The sequence below is a fragment of the Oerskovia merdavium genome, assembly GCF_014836755.1.
GTDB classification, from domain to species: Bacteria; Actinomycetota; Actinomycetes; order Actinomycetales; family Cellulomonadaceae; genus Oerskovia; species Oerskovia merdavium.
This window is the reverse complement of record NZ_JACSQF010000023.1, coordinates 13,137-36,767: the sequence shown is the minus strand read 5'-3', so window position 1 is coordinate 36,767 and position 23,631 is coordinate 13,137. Positions and strand designations below refer to the sequence as shown.

Annotated in this window: 22 protein-coding genes; 21 read left to right on the top strand and 1 reads right to left on the bottom strand. The window is 73.2% G+C overall.

Annotated features, from left to right (window positions below; all coding sequences use genetic code 11):
- Window positions 1–97 precede the first annotated feature (97 nt).
- The 20 genes from smc to H9641_RS17520 all read left to right on the top strand — a co-directional run bounded on the left by smc (window position 98) and on the right by H9641_RS17520 (window position 21,584).
- Window positions 98–3,688 carry a chromosome segregation protein SMC gene (gene smc, locus H9641_RS17615; RefSeq protein ID WP_191805719.1) on the top strand — a complete coding sequence of 1,197 codons (3,591 nt, stop codon included), beginning with the start codon at window positions 98–100 and terminating at the stop codon, window positions 3,686–3,688.
- Between the two features lie 123 nt (window positions 3,689–3,811).
- Window positions 3,812–4,306 (top strand): hypothetical protein, encoded by a 495-nt coding sequence (locus H9641_RS17610; RefSeq protein ID WP_191805718.1) that lies wholly within the window; start codon window positions 3,812–3,814, stop codon window positions 4,304–4,306.
- A 71-nt stretch (window positions 4,307–4,377) separates the two neighbouring features.
- Window positions 4,378–5,559, top strand: a complete 1,182-nt coding sequence (gene ftsY, locus H9641_RS17605) for a signal recognition particle-docking protein FtsY (RefSeq protein ID WP_191805717.1) — start codon at window positions 4,378–4,380, stop codon at window positions 5,557–5,559.
- Between the two features lie 183 nt (window positions 5,560–5,742).
- A complete protein-coding gene (locus H9641_RS17600) occupies window positions 5,743–7,050 on the top strand; it encodes an ammonium transporter (protein WP_191805716.1) in 1,308 nt (435 codons plus the stop codon).
- The gene (locus tag H9641_RS17595; RefSeq protein WP_056648660.1) at window positions 7,047–7,385 is read left to right on the top strand and encodes a P-II family nitrogen regulator; all 339 of its coding nucleotides are present in this window, start codon (window positions 7,047–7,049) and stop codon (window positions 7,383–7,385) included. The genes H9641_RS17600 and H9641_RS17595 overlap by 4 nt, the downstream gene beginning before the upstream one ends.
- A 67-nt stretch (window positions 7,386–7,452) precedes the next feature.
- Window positions 7,453–9,285 carry a [protein-PII] uridylyltransferase gene (locus H9641_RS17590; protein WP_191805715.1) on the top strand — a complete coding sequence of 611 codons (1,833 nt, stop codon included), beginning with the start codon at window positions 7,453–7,455 and terminating at the stop codon, window positions 9,283–9,285.
- Between the two features lie 10 nt (window positions 9,286–9,295).
- Entirely contained in the window at window positions 9,296–10,918 is a 1,623-nt protein-coding gene (ffh, locus tag H9641_RS17585; protein ID WP_191805714.1) for a signal recognition particle protein, read from the top strand.
- A 134-nt stretch (window positions 10,919–11,052) separates the two neighbouring features.
- Entirely contained in the window at window positions 11,053–12,171 is a 1,119-nt protein-coding gene (locus H9641_RS17580) for an amidohydrolase family protein (RefSeq protein ID WP_191805713.1), read from the top strand.
- Between the two features lie 256 nt (window positions 12,172–12,427).
- On the top strand, window positions 12,428–12,856 hold the full coding sequence (rpsP, locus tag H9641_RS17575; RefSeq protein WP_056648668.1) for a 30S ribosomal protein S16: 429 nt from the start codon (window positions 12,428–12,430) through the stop codon (window positions 12,854–12,856).
- Window positions 12,856–13,095 carry an RNA-binding protein gene (locus tag H9641_RS17570; RefSeq protein ID WP_030150613.1) on the top strand — a complete coding sequence of 80 codons (240 nt, stop codon included), beginning with the start codon at window positions 12,856–12,858 and terminating at the stop codon, window positions 13,093–13,095. The genes rpsP and H9641_RS17570 overlap by 1 nt, the downstream gene beginning before the upstream one ends.
- A gap of 222 nt (window positions 13,096–13,317) precedes the next feature.
- On the top strand, window positions 13,318–13,914 hold the full coding sequence (rimM, locus tag H9641_RS17565; RefSeq protein ID WP_191805712.1) for a ribosome maturation factor RimM: 597 nt from the start codon (window positions 13,318–13,320) through the stop codon (window positions 13,912–13,914).
- A gap of 1 nt (window position 13,915) precedes the next feature.
- Window positions 13,916–14,755: a tRNA (guanosine(37)-N1)-methyltransferase TrmD gene (gene trmD, locus H9641_RS17560; RefSeq protein WP_191805711.1), complete on the top strand. Its 840-nt coding sequence runs from the start codon at window positions 13,916–13,918 to the stop codon at window positions 14,753–14,755.
- A gap of 162 nt (window positions 14,756–14,917) precedes the next feature.
- On the top strand, window positions 14,918–15,277 hold the full coding sequence (rplS, locus tag H9641_RS17555) for a 50S ribosomal protein L19 (protein ID WP_191805710.1): 360 nt from the start codon (window positions 14,918–14,920) through the stop codon (window positions 15,275–15,277).
- A gap of 213 nt (window positions 15,278–15,490) precedes the next feature.
- Window positions 15,491–16,192 carry a signal peptidase I gene (gene lepB / locus H9641_RS17550; protein ID WP_191805709.1) on the top strand — a complete coding sequence of 234 codons (702 nt, stop codon included), beginning with the start codon at window positions 15,491–15,493 and terminating at the stop codon, window positions 16,190–16,192.
- Window positions 16,189–16,956: a ribonuclease HII gene (locus tag H9641_RS17545; RefSeq protein WP_404821967.1), complete on the top strand. Its 768-nt coding sequence runs from the start codon at window positions 16,189–16,191 to the stop codon at window positions 16,954–16,956. The genes lepB and H9641_RS17545 overlap by 4 nt, the downstream gene beginning before the upstream one ends.
- Before the next feature lie 85 nt (window positions 16,957–17,041).
- Window positions 17,042–17,341, top strand: coding sequence for a DUF2469 domain-containing protein (locus tag H9641_RS17540; RefSeq protein WP_024840525.1), 300 nt, complete (start codon window positions 17,042–17,044; stop codon window positions 17,339–17,341).
- A 120-nt stretch (window positions 17,342–17,461) separates the two neighbouring features.
- Window positions 17,462–17,818 carry a YraN family protein gene (locus tag H9641_RS17535; protein ID WP_191805708.1) on the top strand — a complete coding sequence of 119 codons (357 nt, stop codon included), beginning with the start codon at window positions 17,462–17,464 and terminating at the stop codon, window positions 17,816–17,818.
- Window positions 17,818–19,356: a YifB family Mg chelatase-like AAA ATPase gene (locus tag H9641_RS17530; RefSeq protein WP_191805707.1), complete on the top strand. Its 1,539-nt coding sequence runs from the start codon at window positions 17,818–17,820 to the stop codon at window positions 19,354–19,356. The genes H9641_RS17535 and H9641_RS17530 overlap by 1 nt, the downstream gene beginning before the upstream one ends.
- On the top strand, window positions 19,349–20,539 hold the full coding sequence (gene dprA, locus H9641_RS17525; RefSeq protein ID WP_191805706.1) for a DNA-processing protein DprA: 1,191 nt from the start codon (window positions 19,349–19,351) through the stop codon (window positions 20,537–20,539). The genes H9641_RS17530 and dprA overlap by 8 nt, the downstream gene beginning before the upstream one ends.
- A gap of 55 nt (window positions 20,540–20,594) precedes the next feature.
- Window positions 20,595–21,584 carry a tyrosine recombinase XerC gene (locus H9641_RS17520; RefSeq protein ID WP_191805705.1) on the top strand — a complete coding sequence of 330 codons (990 nt, stop codon included), beginning with the start codon at window positions 20,595–20,597 and terminating at the stop codon, window positions 21,582–21,584.
- A 27-nt stretch (window positions 21,585–21,611) separates the two neighbouring features.
- Here the strand turns inward: H9641_RS17520 and H9641_RS17515 are convergent, their stop codons facing one another.
- Complete coding sequence (locus H9641_RS17515) at window positions 21,612–22,181, bottom strand: M23 family metallopeptidase (RefSeq protein WP_318244666.1); 570 nt, start codon at window positions 22,179–22,181, stop codon at window positions 21,612–21,614.
- A gap of 450 nt (window positions 22,182–22,631) precedes the next feature.
- Between H9641_RS17515 and rpsB the strand changes: the two genes are divergently transcribed.
- The gene (gene rpsB / locus H9641_RS17510) at window positions 22,632–23,600 is read left to right on the top strand and encodes a 30S ribosomal protein S2 (protein ID WP_191805704.1); all 969 of its coding nucleotides are present in this window, start codon (window positions 22,632–22,634) and stop codon (window positions 23,598–23,600) included.
- Window positions 23,601–23,631 lie beyond the last annotated feature (31 nt).

Below are 23,631 nucleotides of genomic sequence, written 5' to 3'. Positions count from 1 at the left end.
GCGCCTGTCTTCGTCGGCGAGGAGGACGGGCAGGGGCCCTGCTCCCAGCGCCGCCACCTCCCCGCTTCACCCGCCACACCGCACTAGGCTCTGACCCGTGCACCTCAAGACCCTGACCCTTCGCGGGTTCAAGTCGTTCGCCTCGGCGACGACCCTGCGCTTCGAGCCCGGGGTCACGTGCGTCGTGGGCCCGAACGGCTCGGGCAAGTCGAACGTCGTCGACGCCCTGTCCTGGGTCATGGGCGAGCAGGGCGCCAAGTCGCTGCGCGGCGGCAAGATGGAGGACGTCATCTTCGCGGGGACCGCCGGCCGCCCGCCGCTGGGCCGTGCCGAGGTGTCCCTGACGATCGACAACACCGACGGCGCGCTGCCGATCGAGTACTCCGAGGTGACCATCTCGCGGACGCTGTTCCGCAACGGCGGCTCGGAGTACGCGATCAACGGGTCGTCGTGCCGGCTCCTGGACATCCAGGAGCTGCTGTCGGACTCGGGCATCGGTCGCGAGATGCACGTGATCGTGGGGCAGGGGCAGCTCGACGCGGTGCTGCGCGCGACCCCGGAGGAGCGTCGCGGGTTCATCGAGGAGGCCGCGGGCGTCCTCAAGCACCGCAAGCGCAAGGAGAAGGCGCTGCGCAAGCTCGACGCGATGCAGGCGAACCTGACGCGGCTCGGGGACCTGACGGCCGAGATCCGGCGTCAGCTCGGCCCGCTGGGGCGCCAGGCGCAGATCGCGCGCAAGGCGCAGGTGGTCCAGCGCGACCTGCGCGACGCGCGGGCGCGGCTGCTCGCGGACGACCTGGCCCAGCTCACCGCGACGCTCGAGCAGGAGATCGCGGACGAGTCGGCGCTGCGGGCCCGCCAGGGCGAGGTCGAGCGGTCGCTCGCCACCGCTCGGGACGCGCTGGGTGCCCTGGAGACGCAGGCGGCCGAGGCCGCGCCGGCCCTGGCCCGCGCGAGCGAGGTCTGGTACCGCCTGTCATCGCTCAAGGAGCGGCTGGGCGGGACGCGGACCCTCGCGGCCGAGCGGCTGCGCCTGCTGGGACGCCCGGAGACCGTGCAGCGTGGGCAGGACCCGAACGACCTGGACGCGCAGGCCGCCCGGGCACGTGCGGCCGAGCTCGAGCTCGAGTCGGAGGTCGCGGTCGCACGCGCCGCGCTCGAGGCGGCCGTGGCCGAACGGACGACGGTCGAGGAGCAGGCGCAGGCCGCCGAGCGGGCGCTCGCGACGCTGCTGCGCGGAGCGGCCGACCGCCGCGAGGGCCTCGCGCGCCTGGCCGGCCAGGTCGCCGCACGGCGGTCGCGCGTCGAGGCGACCGAGGCCGAGATCGGTCGCCTGCGCGAGTCTCTCGCCGAGACCGAGCGGCGCGGCAACCAGGCGAACGTCGAGTTCGCGACGCTCGAGACGCAGGTCGTGGGCGTCGAGGAGGGCGAGGAGGGCCTGGACGCCGAGCACGAGGAGGCCGCCGACGCGGTCGAGCGCACGAGCGCCGTGGTGGCGCGGCTGCGCGAGGAGGAGCAGACCGCCGACCGTGAGCGCGCGACCTGGAGCGCACGCGTCGAGGCGCTCGAGATGAGCCTGGTCCGCAAGGACGGCGCGGGCGCGCTGCTCGCGGCCGACCAGGTGGGGGCCATCGGGTCGCTCGCTGCGCTGCTGAGCATCGACGCAGGGTACGAGGACGCGATCGCGGCAGCCCTGGGGCCCGCCGCGGACGCGGTCGCTGTCGAGAGCCTCGAGGCGGCGGTCGACGCGCTGCGCCACCTGCGCCAGGAGGACGCGGGGAGAGCGAGCCTCGTGGTGGGCGGGGGAGCGCCGGTCGAGGACAGGGCGAGCGCCGCGCGTGCGGCCCGGCCCGCCGTCCTGCCCGACGGCGCCGCGTGGGCAGCGGACGTCGTCACACCTGCGCGGTCGGTCGCGTCGGCCGTGGAGCTCCTGCTCGACGGCGTGGTCGTCGTCGAGGACCTGGCGCAGGCCCGTGCGCTCGTCTCGTCGTCGCCGCAGGTCACCGCGGTGACCAGGGGCGGCGACCTGCTCGCCGCGCACGGCGCGTGGGGAGGCTCGGCGACCGCTCCCAGCGTCCTGCACCTGCAGTCCGCGCTCGACGAGGCCCAGACGGCGCGGGACGACGCCGTCGCGCGCGGCGAGCGGACCCGCTTCGCGCTCGTGGGAGCGCTCGAGGAGGCCGAGGAAGTGCAGCAGCGCTACGACGCGACCCTGGACCGGCTCAACGAGTCCGACGCCGCCCTGGCCGCCGTCGCGGAGCAGCTGGGGCACCTGGGGGCGACGGCGCGCGCGGCCGCGGCCGAGTCCGCCCGGGTGCGCGCGTCGCTCGAGAAGGCGCAGGCCATGCTGGTGGCCGAGCAGACCGAGCTCGCGGGTCTCGTCGCACGCCACGACGAGGCCGAGGCGGCCCCCGAGCAGACCGAGGAGTCGGTCGCGGCCGCGACGGCCGCACGGGACGGGGCGAACGGTCTCGCGACCGCGGCACGGGCCGCGGAGACCGAGGCGCGGCTCGCGCTGCGCACGAGCGAGGAGCGTGCACGGGCCCTGACGGGGCGCGCCCAGTCCTTGGCGCGTGCGGCGGCGACCGAGCGTGCGGCCCGTGAGCGGGCGGCAGCCCGGGAGGCGGCGCGCGTGCGCCAGGCAGAGCGCGCCGAGGCGGTCCGCGACGGTGCCCAGGTCGCGCTCGCCGCGCTCGACCGGTCGCTCGAACGGGCCCGTGAGGAGCGCGACGCGGCGGAGGCGGCCCGCGGAGAGCTCGACCAGGCGGTCACGGCGCGGCGGGCCGAGGCCGACGCGCTCGCGGGCCAGCTCCGCGAGCTCACCGACGTGGCGCACCGCGACGAGGTGGCACGGACCCAGCAGCAGCTGCGGATCGAGCAGCTCCACGGGCGCAGCGTCGACGAGCTCGGCCTGGACCCCGAGGTCCTGCTCGACGAGTTCGGCCCCGACCGCCCGGTGCCGGTCCTCGCCGAGGACGGCACGGTCCGCGAGGACGAGGACGGCGAGCCCGTGACCGAACCGTACGTGCGCGCGGCGCAGGAGAAGCGGCTGCGGTCGGCCGAGCGGGCGCTGGGCCAGCTCGGCCGGGTCAACCCGCTCGCGCTCGAGGAGTTCGCGGCGCTCGAGGAGCGGCACACGTTCCTCACGACCCAGCTCGCCGACCTCAAGAAGTCGCGCACCGACCTCCTCGAGATCGTCCGGGAGATCGACGAGCGGGTCGAGCAGGTCTTCACCGAGGCCTACCACGACACGGCCGAGCAGTTCGTCCACGTGTTCGGTCGGATGTTCCCGGGCGGCGAGGGGCGGCTCGTCCTGACGAACCCGGACGACATGCTCACCACGGGCATCGAGGTCGAGGCCCGTCCTGCGGGCAAGAAGGTCAAGCGGCTCTCCCTACTGTCCGGCGGGGAGCGCTCGCTCACGGCCGTGGCGCTCCTGGTCGCGATCTTCAAGGCTCGTCCCAGCCCGTTCTACGTCATGGACGAGGTCGAGGCCGCGCTCGACGACGTGAACCTGGGGCGCCTGCTCGAGATCTTCCGCGAGCTCCAGGAGGACTCGCAGCTCATCGTCATCACGCACCAGAAGCGCACCATGGAGATCGCCGACGCGCTGTACGGGGTCACCATGCGCGGCGACGGCGTGACGACCGTCATCAGCCAGCGGCTGCGTGACGAGGTCCCCGCGTAGCCTCGAGCAGCCGGTCGTTCCCGGCGACGAGGGAAGCCCGGGCGGGACTGCGGCCCGGGCAGGTGGACGGCGCGACGCCCGTGGCCCTGGGTCACCTCCCGGCCACGGTCCGGTGAAGATGCTGTGCCGAACATCGGACTCGCCGTCGCAGCGAAGGTCGTCGGGCCGTTCTCCCGTGATAATCGAACGATGTTCTGGATGTTCGTGTTCTTGGGGATCGCGCTCGTGGCGGCCGTCGTCGTCTTCCTGTTCGCGAGCGTCGTCACGCGCATCGACGACCGCAACGACCGGACGGGTCCGCCCGTCGGCCTCAAGGGATTCTGGCGCGACTTCGTGTCGGGGCTCACCTCGTGGCGTCGGTCCCGCCGCGGGGAGCGTGCCGACCGGGCAGCGGTCGAGCCCGTGGACACGGGCATGGACGAGTTCTTCGCGGCGACCGAGGTCGACGACCCCGCGTACATCGACGCGGACGAGATCACCGACGTGCTGCACCGGGCCCGGGAGCGGGCGACCCACACGCTGCACAGCGCGGGCGTGCGCCGCCCCGCGACGGGTGCCGTCCCGTCGGTCCCCACGGCGACGCCGCCCGGTCGGCCCCCGGTCCTCCCGCAGGACTGAATCGCCCCGCGCCCGCGAGGCAGATGTCCAGGCTGCCCGCACGCCGCGCGCGGATTTGAGAGACTTCGACGGTGAACGATCTCCTCTGGCTCTGGATCTCCCTCGCCGTCCTCGTCGTGCTCGGACTCGGATTCCTCGGTGTCCGTCGCCGGTCCGGGTCGCGCGACCCGCTCCCACCCGCTTCGACGGGCACGACCACGCTCGAGCGCGACGCGCCCGGGGAGCAACCCGCCGAGACTGCCGAGGGCGGCGGTGTGGCGACGGCCGAGGCCCCGTCCGACCTCGAGGCTCCGCCTGCGGTCGAGGTCCCCGAGGCCGTGGGCGGCCGCCTCGCGCGCCTGCGCGGCCGCCTCGCCCGCTCGGGCTCGCCGCTCGGCAGCAAGCTCCTCGCTGTGCTCTCGCGCGACCACCTGACCGAGGACGACTGGGACGAGCTCGAGGAGACCCTGCTGCTGGCCGACGTCGGCGCCGGGCCCGCGGGCGAGCTCATCGACTCGCTGCGCACCCGCGTGCGTGTCCTGGGTGTGCGCGACCCCGCGAGCGTGCGCGCGCTGCTGCGCGAGGAGCTCGTCGCCCTCGTCGACCCGACCATGGACCGCTCGCTCGCCACGGCCCCGCAGACGGCCGAGGACGGGACCCGGCTGCCCGCCGTCGTGCTCGTGGTGGGCGTCAACGGGACGGGCAAGACCACGACCGTGGGCAAGCTCGCGCGCGTCCTGGTCGCCGAGGACCGCACGGTCGTGCTCGGCGCGGCCGACACGTTCCGCGCGGCCGCCGCGGACCAGCTCGAGACGTGGGGTGCTCGCGTGGGCGTGCGCACCGTGCGTTCGGACCGGGACGGAGCGGACCCGGCCGCGGTCGCGTTCGACGCGGTCCGTCAGGGCCGGGAGGAGGGCGTCGACGTCGTGCTCGTCGACACCGCGGGCCGGCTGCAGAACAAGGCCGGCCTCATGGACGAGCTGGGCAAGATCCGCCGCGTCATCACCAAGGAGGCGCCGTTGTCGGAGGTCCTCCTGGTGCTCGACGCGACCACGGGCCAGAACGGGCTCAACCAGGCGCGCGTCTTCGGGGAGATCGCCGGCGTCACGGGCATCGTGCTGACCAAGCTCGACGGCACGGCCAAGGGCGGGATCGTGGTCGCGGTCCAGCGCGAGCTGGGCGTGCCGGTCAAGCTCGTCGGTCTGGGCGAGGGCCCCGACGACCTGGCGCCGTTCGACCCCCAGGAGTTCGTCGACGGCCTCCTGGGCGACTGAACGCGACCGGTCCGGGGGCGAGGAAGCCCCCGGACCGGGCTCGGGCGGGCTGGGAAACGCAACGTTTACACACGGGGGCCGCGCGTTACACCTCCGTCACCGCACGCGCGTCGCGGGGAAACGCCGCTGGACGACTCTTGACCTGTCCGGCCGCCCGGCTGGCGAGGTGAGAGGCGACAGCGCATGCCCTTCGAACTTGACACTGGAAACACGGCCTGGCTCCTGACGTCAGCCGCTCTGGTGCTGCTGATGACCCCGGCCCTGGCGTTCTTCTACGGCGGCATGGTCCGCGGCAAGAGCGTCCTGAACATGATGATGATGAGCTTCGGCGCGATCGCCGTGGTCGGCATCATCTGGGTGCTCTGGGGCTACTCGATGACCTTCGGGTCCGACGTGGCCGGCATCTTCGGCAACCCGACCGAGTTCTTCGGTCTGGCGCCCCTGACCGACGACGCGAACAGCCTCCTGGCGGGCAGCGGCGTCCCGGCTCTCGTGGCAGCAGGGTTCCAGGCCACCTTCGCGATCATCACGGTCGCCCTGATCAGCGGCGCGATCGCGGACCGTGCGCGGTTCGGCGCGTGGCTCGTCTTCGCGGGCGTCTGGGTGACGCTCGTCTACTTCCCGCTCGCCCACATGGTGTGGGGCGGCGGCATCCTCGGTGCCGGCGAGAACGGCATCGCGGCGGCGATCTACGGCGTGACCGACGGGATCGCCAACGTGGCCCCGATCGACTTCGCCGGTGGCACGGTCGTCCACATCAACGCGGGTGTCGCGGGCCTGGTGCTCGCCCTGATCATCGGCAAGCGCAAGGGCTTCGGCAAGGAGCCCATGCGTCCCCACAACCTCCCGTTCGTGATGCTGGGCGCAGCCCTCCTGTGGTTCGGCTGGTTCGGGTTCAACGCGGGCTCCGCCGGTGCCGCCAACGAGGTCGCGGGCCTGGCCTGGGTCAACACCACGGTCGCGACCTGCGCCGCGATGGCCGCCTGGCTCCTCACCGAGCGCCTGCGTGACGGTCACGCCACGAGCCTGGGTGCCGCGTCCGGCATCGTCGCGGGCCTCGTCGCGATCACCCCGGCCGCCGCGGCGGTCAACCCGATCGGAGCGATCGCGCTCGGCGCCGTCGCCGGTGTCCTGTGCGCCCTCGCGGTCGGCCTGAAGTACCGCTTCGGCTACGACGACTCGCTCGACGTCGTCGGCGTCCACCTGGTCGGTGGCCTGGTCGGGACCGTCCTCATCGGGCTGCTGGGCACGGACACGGGCCTGTTCTACGGTGGCGGGATCGACCAGCTCGTGATCCAGGTCGTCATCGCCCTCGCGGCCGTGATCTTCTCCGGAGTCCTCACGTTCGTCATCGGCTTCGTCATCAAGGTGACGATGGGCTGGAGGGTCAGCGAGGACGCCGAGGTCGGCGGGATCGACCTCGCGGAGCACGGTGAGACCGCATACGAGACCATCGCACAGGGTCGTGTCATCCAGGAGGTCAGGGCATGAAGCTCGTCACAGGAATCATCCAGCCGCACCGTCTCGACGACGTGAAGTCCGCGCTCGAGGCCGCAGGGGTCCGGGGCATGACGGTCAGCGAGGCCAGCGGCTACGGCCGGCAGAAGGGCCACACCGAGGTCTACCGCGGTGCGGAGTACACCGTGGACCTGGTCCCGAAGGTCCGCATCGAGGTCCTCGTGGACGACGAGGACTCCTCGACGGTCACCGAGGCGATCGTCAAGGCGGCCCAGACCGGGCGGATCGGTGACGGCAAGGTGTGGACGGTCACGGTCGACGACGTCGCCCGGGTCCGCACGGGCGAGCACGGCGCCGGCGCCCTCTAGGCGATCCGGACCGGACAGGAGAGAACGGCATGGTGTCGTCAGCGGTGCAGCAGGGGGCACGGTCGAGATGACCGGCGCAGCGCACGAAGGGGCTCCCCAGGGGCCCGACGAACCGGCGGAGGCCTCGTACCCACCTCGGGTGCGGGGCCTCCGGGCCGAGATGCTCGCGGTCGCCCGGGAGCTGAGCGGTCCGGGCAGCTCGGGGGTGGCCCGTCGTTCGGCGGTCTGCGCTCTCGTCACGGACCGGCTCACGGCCCTCTGGCAGGAGGCGACGGCCGGCACGAGCACCGAGGGTGTGGCGCTCGCAGCCGTGGGGAGCCTCGGGCGAGCGGACATGGGGCCGGCGAGCGACCTGGACCTGGTGCTCGTGCACGACGGTCGCAGCCACTCGCCCGAGCAGGTCGGCGCGATCGCGGAGCGGCTCTGGTACCCGCTGTGGGACGAGGGCGTGGACCTGGACCACGCGGTGCGGTCGCTGTCCCAGTGCCGGCAGGTCGCGTCCAAGGACGTCCCGGCCGCGGTCGGGTGGCTCGACGTCCGGCCCGTCGCGGGTGACGCGCTCGTGGTCCACCGGGCCGCGTCGGCCGTCCTCACGGACTGGCGGTCGGCCTCGCGCCGCCGGCTGCCCGAGCTCCTGTCCTCGACGAAGGAGCGGGCCGAGCGGTCGGGGGAGATCGCGTACCTGATCGAGCCCGACCTCAAGGAGTCGCGCGGCGGGATCCGCGACGCCGTCGTGCTCTCGGCGCTCGCCGCGACCTGGCTGACGGACCGGCCGCACGGCACGGTCGACCGGGCCCACGCGCACCTGCTCGACGTGCGCGACGCGATCCAGGTGGTCACGGGGCGGCACACCAACAGGCTCCTGCTCGCGGACCTCGACGAGGTCGCCGCCCTCGCGGGGTACGACGACCCCGACGAGCTCCTGGCGAGCCTCGCGGCCTCGGGGCGCGAGATCTCCTACGCGCTGGACACGACGGTCCGTCGTGCCCGCCAGGCGCTCCAGCGGCCGAGCACAACGCGCCGACCGGTCCTCGTGCGGGGCCGACGGGCCGCGCCCCGGCTGCGGTCGGTCGGGGACGGGCTCGTCGAGCACGACGGCGAGCTGGTCCTGGCCATCGACGCGCACCCCGAGACGGACCCGCTGCTGTCGTTGCGCGCCGCCGCGACGGCCGCGCGGACGGGCCTGACGCTCTCTCCGGTCTCGGTCAGCAGCCTCGGGCACTGCCCGCCGCTGCCCGAGCCGTGGCCCGCCGCGGCGCGGTCCGCCTTCCTCGCGCTGCTCGCGAGCGGGCAGGCGCAGGTCGCGGTCTGGGAGGCGCTCGACCTCGCGGGAGTCGTCACGACGTGGATCCCCGAGTGGGAAGGGGTGCGCAACCGCCCGCAGCGTGCCGCGATCCACCGGCACACGGTCGACCGCCACCTCGTCGAGACGGTCGCGCGGGCCGCGCGCGACCGCAAGGAGGTCGCACGTCCGGACCTCCTGCTGCTCTCGGCGCTGTTCCACGACATCGGCAAGCGGCGCGGCCCGCTCGACCACTCGGAGGAGGGGGCGCGGCTCGTCCCGGGCATCCTGCACCGGATGGGTTTCGAGGACGGGGTGCCCGACGACGTCGCGCGCCTCGTGCGGCACCACCTCACGCTCTCGCGTCTCGCCGTCTCGGCGGACCCGGACGACCCGGCGACCGTCGCCGAGCTCGCCGACGCCGTCGGGCACCGACGGGACCTGCTCGAGGTGCTGCGCGCGCTGACCGAGGCCGACTCGTCCTCGCTCGGCCCCACGGCCTGGACCTCGTGGCGCGCACGCCTCGTGGACGACCTCACGGCCGCGACCCGGGCCGTGCTGCCCGAGTCGGCGCGCCCGACCGGTAGGCTGGGCACTTCCCTGATTCACGAGCGGTAAGGATGACGCGGTGTTCGCCACGCTGTCAGATCGATTGACGTCGACCTTCAAGAACCTGCGGAGCAAGGGCCGTCTCTCCGAGGCGGACATCGACGCCACGATCCGTGAGATCCGGCGCGCGCTCCTCGACGCTGACGTCGCTGTACCCGTCGTCAAGGACTTCACCGGTGCCATCCGGTCCAGGGCCCTGTCGGCCGAGGTCTCCGGCGCGCTCAACCCTGCCCAGCAGGTCGTCAAGATCGTCAACGAGGAGCTCGTGGCGATCCTCGGCGGGGAGAGCCGCGGCCTGCGCCTGGCGAAGAACCCGCCGACCGTCATCATGCTCGCGGGCCTCCAGGGCGCCGGCAAGACGACCCTCGCGGGCAAGCTCGCGCTGCACCTGCGCGAGCAGGGGCACACGCCGCTCCTCGTCGCAGCCGACCTGCAGCGTCCCAACGCGGTCAACCAGCTGTCGGTCGTGGGCGAGCGTGCCGGCGTGCCGGTCTTCGCGCCGCTGCCGGGCAACCAGGGCTCGGAGGGCGAGTCGGGCACGAGCGTCGGCGACCCTGTCCAGGTCGCTCGCGACGGCGTCGAGACCGCGCGCCAGCGCCAGCACGACGTGGTGATCGTCGACACCGCGGGCCGGCTCGGCGTCGACGCCGAGCTCATGCGCCAGGCCGCGGACATCCGCGACGCGGTCGACCCCGACGAGATCCTGTTCGTCATCGACGCCATGATCGGCCAGGACGCGGTCGCGACCGCCAAGGCCTTCGAGGAGGGCGTCGACTTCACGGGCGTCGTCCTGTCGAAGCTCGACGGCGACGCGCGCGGCGGTGCCGCGCTGTCCGTCGCCCGCGTCACGGGTCGCCCGATCCTCTTCGCCTCGACCGGTGAGAAGCTCACCGACTTCGAGGCCTTCCACCCGGACCGCATGGCTTCGCGCATCCTCGACATGGGTGACGTGCTCACCCTCATCGAGCAGGCCGAGAAGGCGTTCGACTCCGAGCAGGCCGCCAAGATGGCCGAGAAGGTGGCCTCGGGCCAGGACTTCACGCTCGCGGACTTCCTCGTCCAGATGCAGCAGATGCGCAACATGGGCTCCATGAAGAAGATGCTCGGCATGCTGCCGGGCATGGGGCAGATGCGTGAGGCCCTCGACAACTTCGACGAGCGCGAGGTCGACCGCATCGAGGCGATCATCCGCTCGATGACACCGGGGGAGCGCGAGAACCCCAAGATCATCAACGGGTCGCGCCGAGCACGCATCGCCCGTGGTTCGGGTGTCACCACGAGCGACGTGAACCAGCTCCTCGACCGGTTCGCGGGCGCGCAGAAGATGATGCGCCAGATGAGCCGTGGCGGAGGCATGCCCGGTATGCCGGGCATGGGCAACCTGCCGGGCATGGGTGGCAAGAAGGCTCGCGGGCGCGTCGCGCCCCCGGCCAAGGGGCGCAAGGCGAAGTCCGGCAACCCGGCCAAGCGGGCGGCGGAGGAGGCCGCGCGCCAGGCGCGCGCTCTCGGTGGCCCGGCCACGCCCCCGGCGGCGCCCGGATCGGCGTTCGGAGCCCTGGGAGGCGCGAAGGCCCCCCAGAAGTCGACCGACGCGACCGACCTGCAGCTCCCGCCCGACCTGGAGAAGTTCCTGGGGCGCTAGCGCGCTAGGTTATGTCCTGCAGGTCAGGGTGGCTCTCACCCGACCTTCGTCCGACGTCCTCGTCCGACACCGTGGTCCGGTCCGTCCGGCCGCGCGACCGGACGCACCCCGACCGTCCGAGAACTTGGAGACCGATGTCCGCGCTGGAAGGCCCCTCGCTGCACATCAGAGGTCGCATCCTCCTGGGAGACGACCGCGAGGTCTCCGACCTCTGGGTCAAGGACGGCCACGTCACGCTGACCCGCCCGTCCGCGCAGGGCACCAACATGGTCGCGATCGAGGGCTGGGTGCTGCCCGGGCTCGTGGACGTGCACTGCCACATCGGTCTCGGTCCTGACGGTGCGGTCGACAACTCGACCGCACAGGCGCAGGCCGTCGCGGACCGCGACAGCGGCGTGCTCCTGCTGCGTGACGCGGGGTCACCGCTCGACACCCGGTGGGTCCGGTCGCGTCGCGACCTGCCGCGCATCGTGCGGGCGGGGCGCCACATCGCGCGCCCCAAGCGCTACCTGCGCAACTTCGGCCTCGAGCTCGACGACGTCACGCAGCTCCCCGAGGTCGTGCGCCAGGAGGGGCGTGCCGGGGACGGCTGGGTCAAGCTCGTCGGGGACTGGATCGACCGCGACCTCGGTGCCGACGGCGACCTGCGCCCCCTGTGGCCGCAGGACGTGCTGACCGAGGCCGTCGCGGTCGCGCACGCCGAGGCCGCACGCGTCACGGTCCACGCGTTCTCGAGCGAGGTCATCCCCTCGCTGCTGGCCGCTGGTGTGGACTGCATCGAGCACGGCACCGGGATCCACCCCGACGACATGTACACGCTGTCCGAGCGGGGCATCGCCGTGACGCCCACACTCCTGCAGATCGCCGAGTTCGAGAACATCGCCCGCCAGGCAGAGGGCAAGTACCCGCTCTTCGCCTCGCGCATGCGTGACATGCACGAGCGTCGGTACGAGCAGGTGCGCCAGCTCCACGAGGCCGGCATCCAGCTGTTGGTCGGCACCGACGCGGGCGGCACCCTCGGGCACGGCCGGATCGCCGACGAGTGCGCGGAGATGGTGGCCGCGGGCGTCCCGACGGCGGACGTCGTCGCGGCCGCGAGCTGGCAGGGGCGCGAGTTCCTGGGCTACGGCGGGCTCGTCGAGGGATCGAGCGCGGACCTCGTGGTCTACCCGGAGGACCCGCGCGAGAACATCGAGGTGCTGCGGCACCCGAAGGCCGTGGTGCTCCGCGGCGAACTGGTGTCTCCGGTCTGAGGCGTGCGGCCCTCGCCCCGGTGCGTGGTGCACGGTGGGTGAGGGTGGTGCCCACGGTCCGAGGGAGCTGTCTCGTGTGACGCGGGTCCTCGAAGGACGGGTTGGTCGCACGCTGTCTGGTCTGGCACAATAGCCGGGTACTCGGCGTGCCCGGCCCCTCTCTCCGCGCTACGCCGTGTCCCGACCTCGTGCTCGCCTGGTCCCCACCGGGAGGACGCACGGGTCACCTCACCCAGAACCAGGAGAGACCACCACAGTGGCCACCAGAATTCGTTTGAAGCGTCTCGGCAAGATCCGTGCGCCGTACTACCGTGTCGTCGTCGCCGACTCGCGCACCAAGCGCGACGGTCGCGTCATCGAGGAGATCGGCAAGTACCACCCGACCGAGGAGCCGTCGCTCATCGACATCTCCTCCGAGCGTGCGCAGTACTGGCTGAGCGTCGGCGCGCAGCCGTCGCCGCAGGTGCTCGTGCTCCTCAAGATCACGGGTGACTGGCAGAAGTTCAAGGGCCTGCCGGGTGCCGAGGGCACCCTGCGCGTCAAGGGCGAGAAGGTCGACCCGGCCGCTGCCATCGAGGCTGCCGCTCAGGACGCCGAGAAGGCCAAGGCCAAGGCTGCCGAGAAGAAGTCCGCTGCTCCGGTCGAGTCCGCTGACGCGGCTGAGGCAGCCGAAGAGCAGGCCTGATGCTCGGCGAGGCGCTCGAGCACCTGGTGCGCGGGATCGTGGACAACCCGGACGCCGTCCGGGTCAACGCGAAGCCGCTGCGCCGGGGCGAGCTGCTCGAGGTCCGGGTTCACCCCGAGGACCTCGGACGCGTCATCGGGCGAGGCGGGCGTACTGCCCGCGCGCTGCGCACGGTGATCGGAGCCCTGTCGGTCGACGGTCCGGTGCGGGTCGACGTCGTTGACGTCGATCGCCGCTGACGCCTGCTGAGCGCAGAGCCGATTCACAGCACGACGTGACGGTCGGTCCGCCGACTGCACGGTACGACGAGGCCCGGTCCCCTCACGGCGGACCGGGCCTCGTCGTCTGTCCGACACCGGGCACGGGTGCGGCGATGCCGTACCGGTGCCACGGTGGTCCCGTCCGGTCGAGCGGTCCGCGCCCCGGAACGACGAGCACGTAACGACGAGTAGGAGCACACGATGCAGCTCACGGTGGCCCGTATCGGCCGCGCCCACGGACTGCGCGGCGAGGTCGCGCTGGACCTGCGCACCGACAACCCCGAGGCACGTCTCGTCGTCGGGTCCTCGATCGACACCGAGCCTGCGGAGGCGGGCCCGCTGACGATCGAGCGCGCACGGCTGCACCAGGGCAAGTGGCTCGTGACCTTCGCCGGCGTGACGGACCGGTCCGCTGCCGAGCGCATGCGCGGCGTCACGCTCGTGGTCGAGGCCGACGTCTCGGACGAGGAGGACGCCTGGTACCCGCACGAGCTCGCGGGCCTGCGCGCCGAGCTCGAGGACGGGACGGTCGTCGGTGTGGTCAAGGGGCTCGAGCACCTGCCCGCGCACGACATGCTCGTGCTCGAGGAGACCGACGGTGCACGCACGCTCGTGCCGTTCGTGCACGCGATCGTGCCCGTGGTCGACGTCCCCGGCGGTCGCGTGGTGCTGGACCCGCCGGGCGGTCTCCTCGCCCGCGACGCGGACCGGCTCGAGGTCGCCGAGCCCACGCCGGGCTCGGGCGAAGACCCCGACGACTCCGACGACCCGGCCGGTGCGGACGGGACGAACGACTGACGTGCGCATCGACATCGTCTCGATCTTCCCCGAGTACCTGGCCGCGCTCGACCTGTCGCTCGTCGGCAAGGCGCGCGTCGCAGGGCTGCTCGACCTGCGCGTGCACGACCTGCGCGACTGGACGACCGACCGTCACCGCACGGTCGACGACACGCCCTTCGGCGGGGGCGCGGGCATGGTCATGCGCCCCGACGTGTGGGGGCAGGCCATCGACGAGCTGACCTCGACCGGACCTGCGCACCTGGTGGTCCCGACGCCGTCGGGCACGACGTTCACCCAGCGGACCGCAGAAGCCCTGGCGACCGAGGACCAGCTCGTCTTCGCGTGCGGGCGCTACGAGGGGATCGACGCGCGCGTGGCCGAGCACTACCGCGCCGCGGGGCACCGTGTGAGCGAGGTCTCGATCGGGGACTACGTGCTCAACGGCGGCGAGGTCGCCTCGCTCGTCATGGTCGAGGCCGTCGCCCGCCTGCTGCCGGGAGTGATCGGCAACCCCGAGTCGCTCGTCGAGGAGTCGCACGGAGCGGCGGGCCTGCTCGAGTACCCCGTGTACACCAAGCCACCCGTGTGGTCGGGCCTCGAGGTGCCCGACGTCCTGCTCTCCGGGCACCACGCGAAGATCCGCCGGTGGCGCAGGGACCGAGCGCTCGAGAAGACCGCGGCCCGCAGGCCCGACCTGATCGAGGCGCTCGAGGTGAGCACGCTCGACAAGCATGATCGTGCGTTCCTCGCGGGGCTCGGGTGGACGATCGCGGACGGCGCCCTGCGCCGCCCGGTGAGGGTCGAGGACCCAGGTCCCGGAGCTGCCTCGGAGAGCGTTCCCGGCGGTGTGGCAGAATAGACCCTCGGTGTCCGCCGGTCGGGCCTCTGCCACAGGGGAGGCTCACCGCACGTCCGCGTGCGCGACCGAACTCATGCGAGCACCACCCTTGTACTGAACCGGACCCACCTCGCGGTGGGCCACGAGAACGCGTCTGACCTGTGGCAGAGCGGGGAGAGAACAATGCACACGCTGGACAGCGTCGACGCAGCATCGCTGCGTAGCGACATCCCGGAGTTCCGGGCCGGGGACACCGTCAAGGTCAACGTCAAGGTCGTCGAGGGCAACCGCTCCCGCGTCCAGGCGTTCCAGGGCGTCGTCATCGGCCGCCAGGGTGGCGGCGTCCGCGAGACCTTCACGGTCCGCAAGATCAGCTTCGGTGTCGGCGTGGAGCGTACCTTCCCGGTGCACTCCCCGACGCTCGAGTCGATCGAGGTCGTCACGCGCGGTGACGTCCGTCGCGCCAAGCTGTACTACCTGCGCAAGCTGCGCGGCAAGAAGGCGAAGATCAAGGAGAAGCGCGACGCGCTTCCCGCCAAGTGATCCGGTCCTGACAGCTCGTCAGCCGCATTGCACACCACGGGCGGTCACCTCACGAGGTGGCCGCCCGTCGGCGTCCCGGCGCACGCCGTTTTCCCCTCAGCGGCGTCGAAATGGCACAGTGAGCGCGTGACAGAGAGCTCCGCCCACGCAGCAGCCCGACCCGAACCCGCCTCCGGTGACCTCTCGGGGACCGGTGCTCACGCAAGGAGCGAGATGGCAGAGCAGCAAGCCGGTGCGCGCCGCGCACCCCGCCGGCCGTCGCTCGTGCGCGAGACCGCGATCATCCTCCTCAGCGCCCTGGTGCTCTCGTGGCTCATCAAGTCGTTCCTGGTGCAGGCCTTCTTCATCCCGAGCGCCTCGATGGAGGACACGCTCGTCGAGGGGGACCGCGTGATGGTCTCCCGCCTCGTGCCCGACGCGTTCGACGTCCACCGCGGTGACGTCGTCGTCTTCAAGGACCCGGGGAACTGGCTCCCGCCGTACGTCGCGCCGGACCGCGGGCCGGTCGGGAACGCCGTGACGTCGGCCATGACGTTCGTGGGGCTGCTCCCGCAGGACACGGGCGAGCACCTCATCAAGCGTGTGATCGGTCTCCCGGGCGACACGGTCGTGTGCTGCGACGCCCAGGGGCGCGTGAGCGTCAACGGGCAGCCCATCGACGAGACGTACAACAAACCTGGCTCCGTCCCGAGCCAGGACCCTTTCGACACCGTGGTCCCGGAGGGCATGCTGTTCGTCATGGGCGACAACCGCCAGCACTCCGCCGACTCGCGCTACAACACGGGCAAGCCGGGCGGCGGGTTCGTGCCGATCAGCAACGTCGTGGGGACCGCGTTCGTCAAGGTCTGGCCCCTGAGCGACTTCACGTTCATGCGCAACCCGGGCGACGTGTTCGCGGAGGTGCCGGAGCCGTGACGACCGATCTCGGTGCGCGTCCCGCAGCCGCGAAGAAGCCCCGCAAGGCGCCCGCCAAGCGGGCGACCGGACCGGTGCCGCCGACCATGCGCCACGAGCGCTCGATGCTCGACTCGGGGGCGCGGTTCGTCGCCGGCATGGACGAGGTCGGGCGCGGAGCGCTCGCCGGCCCGGTCAGCGTGGGTGTCGTCGTGGTCGACCTGACCACGGGTGCGTTCCCGGAGGGGCTGACGGACTCCAAGATGCTGACGCCCGCGGCACGCGAGGCGATGCTGCCCGCCGTCCGCGAGTGGGGGCTCGCCTGGGCGGTCGGTCATGCCGGCCCCGCGGAGATCGACGCCCACGGGATCGTGGTCGCGCTCCGGCTCGCCGGTCGCCGTGCGCTCGCCCAGGTCCGCCGTTCGCTCGGGCCCGTCGACGCCGTGCTGCTCGACGGCAAGCACGACTGGCTGACCCGCCCCACGGTCGACCTCTTCGAGGCCTTCGACCTCGACCCCGAGGACGACCTGGGCGCGCTGCCGGACCCGGCCGTGCGGACGCTGGTCAAGGCCGACCTCCAGTGCGCGTCGGTCGCGGCGGCGAGCGTGCTCGCCAAGTGCGAGCGCGACGGCCTCATGACGGGGCTCGCCCGGCAGTACCCGGCCTACGGCTGGGACGGCAACAAGGGGTACGGCGCGGCCGTGCACGTCGAGGCCCTCAAGGCCCACGGCCCGACGCCGCAGCACCGGCGCAGCTGGCGGCTCCCCGAGCAGGACGGGGCCTGAGGAGCGACGACGGGCGACGCGCCCGGGGCGGGCGTGCGCGGCTGCGCGTCCCGGGTTCGGTCCGCCGATGGTCCATGATGGTCCAGTGAGCGCCGAAGACCTCGAGAACTATGAGACCGAGATGGAGCTGGCCCTCTACCGCGAGTATCGCGATGTGGTGGGCCTGTTCTCCTACGTGGTCGAGACCGAACGACGTTTCTACCTCGCGAACCAGGTGGACCTCCAGGTCCGCTCGGCCGCCGGAGAGGTGTACTTCGAGCTGCGGCTGGCCGACGCGTGGGTCTGGGACGTCTACCGGTCGGCCCGCTTCGTGAAGTCGGTGCGCGTCGTGACGTTCAAGGACGTGAACGTCGAGGAGCTGGCGAAGGCCGAGCTTCAGCTCTAGCGGTCGGCGGCGGCGTCGAGCCGTGCACAGGTGCCCGCCTGCGGGCGTCGTCCACAGGCCCCGCGTTCCCGAGCCCCGCACCACCCCTGAGTGCGTCAGGGTGTGGCCCGGAGGTGGGACATGGGAGCGAAGGACGCTGTCGGTCGGTACGGGGAGAAGATCGCCGCGCGGTACCTGGTCGAGGCCGGGTGGGTCGTGCTCGACCGCAACTGGCGCGGCACCCGGGGCGAGCTCGACGTGGTGGCCAGGGACGGCGACGTGCTCGTCGTCGTCGAGGTCAAGACCCGACGAGGCACGGCCTACGGGCACCCCGCCGAGGCCGTGACCCAGGACAAGATCGCGCGGCTGCGTCGCCTCACCGGTGAGTGGATGGCCACCCACCCGGTGCGACCGGCCTCGGTCCGGATCGACGTCGTGGCCGTCGTCCTCCCGCAGGCGGGGGCCGCGCAGGTCGAGCATCTCGTGGGGGTCAGCTGATGACGCTCGGCACCACGTTCGCGGTGTCGCTGGTCGGGCTCTCGGGCCACGTCGTGGAGGTCCAGGCGCACCTGGCGGCCTCGGTCCCCGGGTTCACGCTCGTGGGCCTGCCGGACGCTGCCCTGTCCGAGTCTCGCGACCGGGTCCGGGCCGCGATCGCCTCGTCCGGCATCGCGTGGCCCCAGCGCAAGGTCACGGTCAACCTGTCACCCGCGTCGCTACCGAAGTCCGGCTCGGGCTTCGACCTGGCCATCGCCGTCGCGATGCTGGCCGGTGCCCGCCAGATCTCCGTGTCCGACCCGGAGAAGGTCGTGCACATCGGCGAGCTCGGGCTCGACGGTCGGCTGCAGCCCGTGCGCGGGGTGCTCCCCGCCGTGGCCGCCGCGGTGGCGGCGGGGCTGTGCGACGTCGTCGTGCCGCTGGAGGACGCGCAGGAAGCGCGTCTCGTGCCCGGGGCGCGCGTCGTCGGCGTCGCGAGCCTCGCCGAGGTCGCGGCCCTCTACGGCGCCGAGCTCCCCGGAATGGTCCTGCCCTCGGCCGCCTCGCGCGCACCGCGGGTCGACCGGCCGCTCCGCGCCGAGGGAGACCTGCGGGACGTCCTGGGGCAGGAGCAGGCCCGACGAGCCGTCGAGGTCGCCGCAGCAGGAGGCCACCACCTGCTGCTCGTCGGACCACCGGGTGCGGGCAAGACCATGCTCGCGTCGCGGATCACGAGCATCCTGCCGGACCTCGACGACGCCGAGGCCGTCGAGGTGACCGCGGTCCACTCAGTCGCGGGGGTGTTCGACCCCGGCCAGGGCCTCGTCCGGCGCCCGCCCTACGAGGACCCCCACCACACGGCGACCCCCGCCTCGATCGTCGGTGGAGGGTCAGGGCTGCCCCGGCCCGGTGCCGCCTCGAGGGCGCACCGCGGGGTCCTGTTCCTCGACGAGGCCCCCGAGTTCGGTTCCAGGGTGCTCCAGACGCTGCGGCAGCCGCTCGAGCACGGCGAGCTCGTGATCCACCGGGCCGCGGGCTCGGCGCGCTACCCGGCACGCTTCCAGCTCGTGCTCGCCGCGAACCCGTGCCCGTGCGGGCTCGCGATCGGCAAGGGGCTCGAGTGCCAGTGCACCCCGGTCGTCCGCCGCCGGTACTTCGCACGCCTCTCGGGGCCGCTGCTCGACCGCGTGGACGTCCAGGTCGAGGTGCGGCCCGTCTCTCGCGTGGACCGTGCGGGCGAGGGGGACGTGGAGACGAGCGCGACGGTCGCGGTGCGTGTCGCGGGAGCACGGGCCGCGGCCAGGGCGCGGCTCGCGGGGACCCCGTGGTCGACGAACGCCGAGGTACCAGGGACGTGGCTGCGCGAAAGGTTGGGCGCGGGACGGGGTCTGCTGGCGGACGTCGACACCGCGCTCGACCGGGGGACGCTCTCGCTGCGCGGGGCGGACCGCGTGCTGCGCCTCGCCTGGACCGTCGCGGACCTCGCTGGGCGCGCTGCGCCCACCCGGTCGGACGTGGGGCAGGGCCTCGCGCTGCGGACCAGGGGGCACCATGGGTGAGCGCAGCCGTGCCTCGTTCGACCTCACCGACCCGCTGCTCGCGCGTGCGGCGTGGAGCCGGATCGCCGAGCCGGGGGACCAGGTCGCGGGCGCACTCGTCACGCACCTCGGGGCCGTCGGTTCGCTCGGCTGGCTCTACGAGGTCGTCGACGACCCCCGCCGGCTGGCGCTGGGAGCGCTCGAGGGACGCGACGAGCGGCCCGCAGGAGACCGGCTCGTGCGCGCGGTCGAGCGGTGGCGAGGACGGCTGCCCGGCCTGGACCCTGCGCGCGAGCTGGGCGCCTTCGGCCGGATCGGCGGCCGCCTCGTGGTCCCGGAGGACCCGCGGTGGCCGGCCGCGCTCGACGACCTGGGTGCAGAGGGCCCGCTCGCGCTCTGGGTCCGTGGTCGCGACGACCTCGCGGCGCTCTCGGCGCGTTCGCTCGCGCTCGTGGGGGCGCGCGCGTGCACGGACTACGGGCGGCACGTCGCAGCAGACCTCGCCGTGGGCCTGGTCGACCGTCGCTTCACGGTCGTCTCGGGAGGCGCCTACGGGATCGACGCCGCCGCGCACCGGGGCGCTCTTGCCGCCGCAGGGCAGACCGTCGCGTTCCTCGCCGGCGGAGCGGACCGCCTCTACCCGGCGGGCAACACCGACCTGCTGCGCGCCGTCCTGGAGCAGGGGAGCGTGATCAGCGAGGTGCCGCCGGGCTCGGTCCCGAGCCGGGTGCGCTTCCTGCACCGCAACCGGCTCATCGCCGCGTTCTCCGGAGCGACCGTCGTGGTCGAGGCGGCCTGGCGCTCAGGGGCCCTGAGCACCGCCACGCACGCAGCTGCGCTCCTACGCCCCGTCGGTGCAGTTCCCGGACCGGTCACGTCGATGGCCTCGGGAGGGTGCCACCGGCTGCTCCGGGACGCGAAGGCCGTCTGCGTCACCGACGCCGCCGAGGCCGCCGAGCTGGGTGGCAGGGCGGGGACCGACGCGGCCCCGGTCGGCGAGGGGCGCAGCGAGCCCCAGGACGGCCTCGACGAGGTGGGCCGTCGGCTCTGGGACGCGCTCCCGCTGCGTGCCCACGCCCCGGTCGAGTCGGTCGCCCGGACGGCCGGGCTGGGCAGTCAGGAGACGCTCGGGGGGCTCGGCCACCTCGAGCTCGTCGGTCTCGCCGAGCAGTCGGGCGGGAGGTGGCGCAGGCTCGGCGGATAGTGCCGCCGGGCGTGGCAGACCCGTCCTGGTGCGGGTGCTCCGCGAGACTGGGCCCATGAGCACTTCCGAGAAGCGTCCGCACGGCGCCGAGGCGGCCGGCCCGAGCGGACCCGGGACGGCGCAGGCCGTGCCGGACCTGCCGGCCGGGCTGACCGCTGCGGTCGCCGCGTTCGAGGAGCACCTGGCCGTGCAGCGCGGCCTCTCCGCACACACCGTGCGCGCCTACACGGGCGACGTGCGCTCGCTCCTGGAGCGTGCCGTCGGGACGGGTGTCCGGGATCTCGACGACGTCGACATCGCCGTGCTGCGCGACTGGCTCGCCGACCTCGGCGCGCGGGACCTGGCGCGCACCACCATGGCCCGGCGCGGCGCGGCCGCGCGAGCGTTCTTCGCCTGGACGACCAGCACCGGGCGCACCGCGCAGAACCCCGCCCTGCGCCTCGCGAGCCCCCGTGTGCCGCGTCACCTGCCGACGGTCCTCGCGGTCGACTCCGCCGCGCACCTCATGGAGACGGCCCGCGCGTCGGCCGCCGACGGTGACCCTGCCCGGCTGCGCGAGTGGGCTGCTCTCGAGCTGCTCTACGCCTCGGGCGTGCGCGTCGCCGAGCTCGTCGGGACCGACGTCGACGACGTGGACCTGGGGGAGCGCACGCTGCGCGTGGTCGGCAAGGGCGACAAGGAGCGGGTCGTCCCGTTCGGGGTGCCCGCCGGTCGGGCGATCCGTCGCTGGCTCGACGCCGGTCGCCCCGCGCTCGCCGTCGCGGACTCCGGTCCGGCACTCCTCCTGGGGGACCGAGGACACCGGTGGGGCCAGCGGCAGGCACGAGAGACCGTGCACCGGCTCGCGGCGCTCGCGGGCGTCGACGACGTGACGCCGCACGACCTGCGGCACAGCGCCGCGACGCACCTGCTCCAGGGCGGCTCCGACCTGCGCAGCGTCCAGGAGGTGCTCGGGCACGCGACGCTCTCCACGACGCAGCGCTACACGCACGTCAGCGCAGACCGCCTGCGGGCATCGTTCGAGCAGGCGTTCCCGCGGGCGTGACCTCGCCGGGGGACGCTGCGGCGAGGCTCAGCGCAGCGGGAGCAGCACGATCGGTTCTCGGGGCGCCAGCAGGGTGAGCGGGTCCAGGTAGACCTCACCCCGCCGGACACCCCAGTGGAGGCACGAGGACGGCAGGCAGTGCCCGGCGGCGGCCGCCTCGTTCCCACCACCCCCGCCGTGACCGCCCTCGAGCGTCCCGACGACCTCACCGCGCCCCACCCTCGTCCCGGGGCCCACGCTCCCCGTGACGGGCTCGAGCGAGGTGCGCAGCCCGTCGTCGTGCAGCACGACGACGACGCCTCGGTCCACGACCGTCCCGGCGAACGTCACGACCCCGGCCTCAGGCGCGACGACCGCGTCGCCGGGTGCCGCGCCGAGGTCGACGCCGCGATGACCGGCGAGCCAGTCCTGGTCGGGTGGGAGGAACGGACGCAGCACGACGGGCTCACCGACGACGGGCGCGACCCACGCGTCGCTCGCAGGAGCGGGCGCCGTCGCTCCTCGCGCGAGGGGAGCGGGCGGCGCGACCAGGACGAGCACGAGGGCTCCGGCGACGACGGCGGAGAGGCGGGCGGGGCGTGGAAGGATGGCGGGCACGGGCCGAGCATCGCGCACCGCCGGTGCGTGTGGGGCGTCGGCGCCCGGGCCTGTGGACCGGGCCGATCGGGCGGGACCTGTGGACAGGTCCGGCCGGGGCCGCGCATCAGGTAGACTTAACGCCGCGATCGGCACGTTCATTCGGACGGCCCACCAGCACCTCCGGCGGAGTCCGTCGGAGACGCCCGGGCCCCCGCTGCGCGCCGTCGACTTCGCGCGTCACTTCCCCGCCTCCCGGCCCGTCAGGGCCAGTGGCAGGGGCTGCCACGACAACGGTCCGGATCCTCGTTCGCCAGGGTCCGGCGTCGCCCGGCGGTGTGACGCCAGGGGTGCACGGCCAATCCCGGCCCGCACCGACAACCGAAAGCACCGACCGGACGCCGCGCGCCCGGTCGGACGAACGAGCGTGAGCAGCGGGAGGATCCCGCGTCACGCCTGAAAGGACGTGCCATGGCCGTCGTGACCATGCGCCAGCTCCTCGACAGCGGAGTCCACTTCGGACACCAGACCCGCCGCTGGAACCCGAAGATGAAGCGATTCATCTTCACGGAGCGCAACGGCATCTACATCGTCGACCTGCAGCAGTCGCTGTCCTACATCGACCGCGCGTACGAGTTCGTCAAGGAGACCGTCGCCCACGGTGGCACGATCCTCTTCGTCGGCACCAAGAAGCAGGCGCAGGAGCCCGTCGCCGAGCAGGCCGCTCGCGTGGGCATGCCCTACGTGAACCACCGCTGGCTCGGTGGGATGCTCACCAACTTCACCACGGTGCACAAGCGTCTGCAGCGCATGAAGGAGCTCGAGGAGATCGACTTCGACGACGTCGCAGCCTCGGGTCTCACCAAGAAGGAGCTCCTCGTCCTGCGTCGCGAGAAGGACAAGCTGACCCGCACCCTGGGTGGCATCCGCGACATGGCGAAGGTCCCCTCCGCCGTGTGGATCGTCGACACCAACAAGGAGCACCTGGCCGTCGACGAGGCGCGCAAGCTGCGCATCCCGATCGTCGCGATCCTGGACACCAACTGCGACCCCGACGTCGTCGACTACAAGATCCCGGGCAACGACGACGCGATCCGCGCCGTCACGCTGCTCACCCGCGTGATCGCCGACGCCGCCGCCGAGGGCCTGCTCCAGCGCCACTCGGGCCGCACGGGCGCCGAGGCCGGCACGGCCACCGAGGCAGAGCCCCTCGCCGAGTGGGAGCGCGAGCTCCTCGCCGGTTCCGAGGCCGAGGCCGCTGTCGAGACCGCAGCCGCTGCTGAGGTCGTCGCCGAGGTCGCCGTCGAGGCTGCCGCCGAGGCCGAGGTCGTCGCCGAGGCTGCTGCCGAGGTCGCTGAGGTCGCCGTCGAGGCCGCCGCTGAGGCCGAGGTCGTCGCCGAGGCCGAGGTCATCGCCGAAGAGGCCGACGAGTCCAAGTGACGACGTGGTGCGCGCCCCTCGTCCGAGGGGC

What these genes read in the sequence shown, in the direction of transcription:
- H9641_RS17600 (WP_191805716.1), top strand. Translation starts at nt 5,743, where the DNA reads ATGCCCTTCGAACTTGACACTGGAAACACGGCCTGGCTCCTGACGTCA.
- H9641_RS17595 (WP_056648660.1), top strand. Translation starts at nt 7,047, where the DNA reads ATGAAGCTCGTCACAGGAATCATCCAGCCGCACCGTCTCGACGACGTG.
- H9641_RS17590 (WP_191805715.1), top strand. Translation starts at nt 7,453, where the DNA reads ATGACCGGCGCAGCGCACGAAGGGGCTCCCCAGGGGCCCGACGAACCG.
- H9641_RS17580 (WP_191805713.1), top strand. Translation starts at nt 11,053, where the DNA reads ATGTCCGCGCTGGAAGGCCCCTCGCTGCACATCAGAGGTCGCATCCTC.
- H9641_RS17570 (WP_030150613.1), top strand. Translation starts at nt 12,856, where the DNA reads ATGCTCGGCGAGGCGCTCGAGCACCTGGTGCGCGGGATCGTGGACAAC.
- rimM (WP_191805712.1), top strand. Translation starts at nt 13,318, where the DNA reads ATGCAGCTCACGGTGGCCCGTATCGGCCGCGCCCACGGACTGCGCGGC.
- rplS (WP_191805710.1), top strand. Translation starts at nt 14,918, where the DNA reads ATGCACACGCTGGACAGCGTCGACGCAGCATCGCTGCGTAGCGACATC.
- lepB (WP_191805709.1), top strand. Translation starts at nt 15,491, where the DNA reads ATGGCAGAGCAGCAAGCCGGTGCGCGCCGCGCACCCCGCCGGCCGTCG.
- H9641_RS17535 (WP_191805708.1), top strand. Translation starts at nt 17,462, where the DNA reads ATGGGAGCGAAGGACGCTGTCGGTCGGTACGGGGAGAAGATCGCCGCG.
- H9641_RS17530 (WP_191805707.1), top strand. Translation starts at nt 17,818, where the DNA reads ATGACGCTCGGCACCACGTTCGCGGTGTCGCTGGTCGGGCTCTCGGGC.
- dprA (WP_191805706.1), top strand. Translation starts at nt 19,349, where the DNA reads ATGGGTGAGCGCAGCCGTGCCTCGTTCGACCTCACCGACCCGCTGCTC.
- H9641_RS17520 (WP_191805705.1), top strand. Translation starts at nt 20,595, where the DNA reads ATGAGCACTTCCGAGAAGCGTCCGCACGGCGCCGAGGCGGCCGGCCCG.
- rpsB (WP_191805704.1), top strand. Translation starts at nt 22,632, where the DNA reads ATGGCCGTCGTGACCATGCGCCAGCTCCTCGACAGCGGAGTCCACTTC.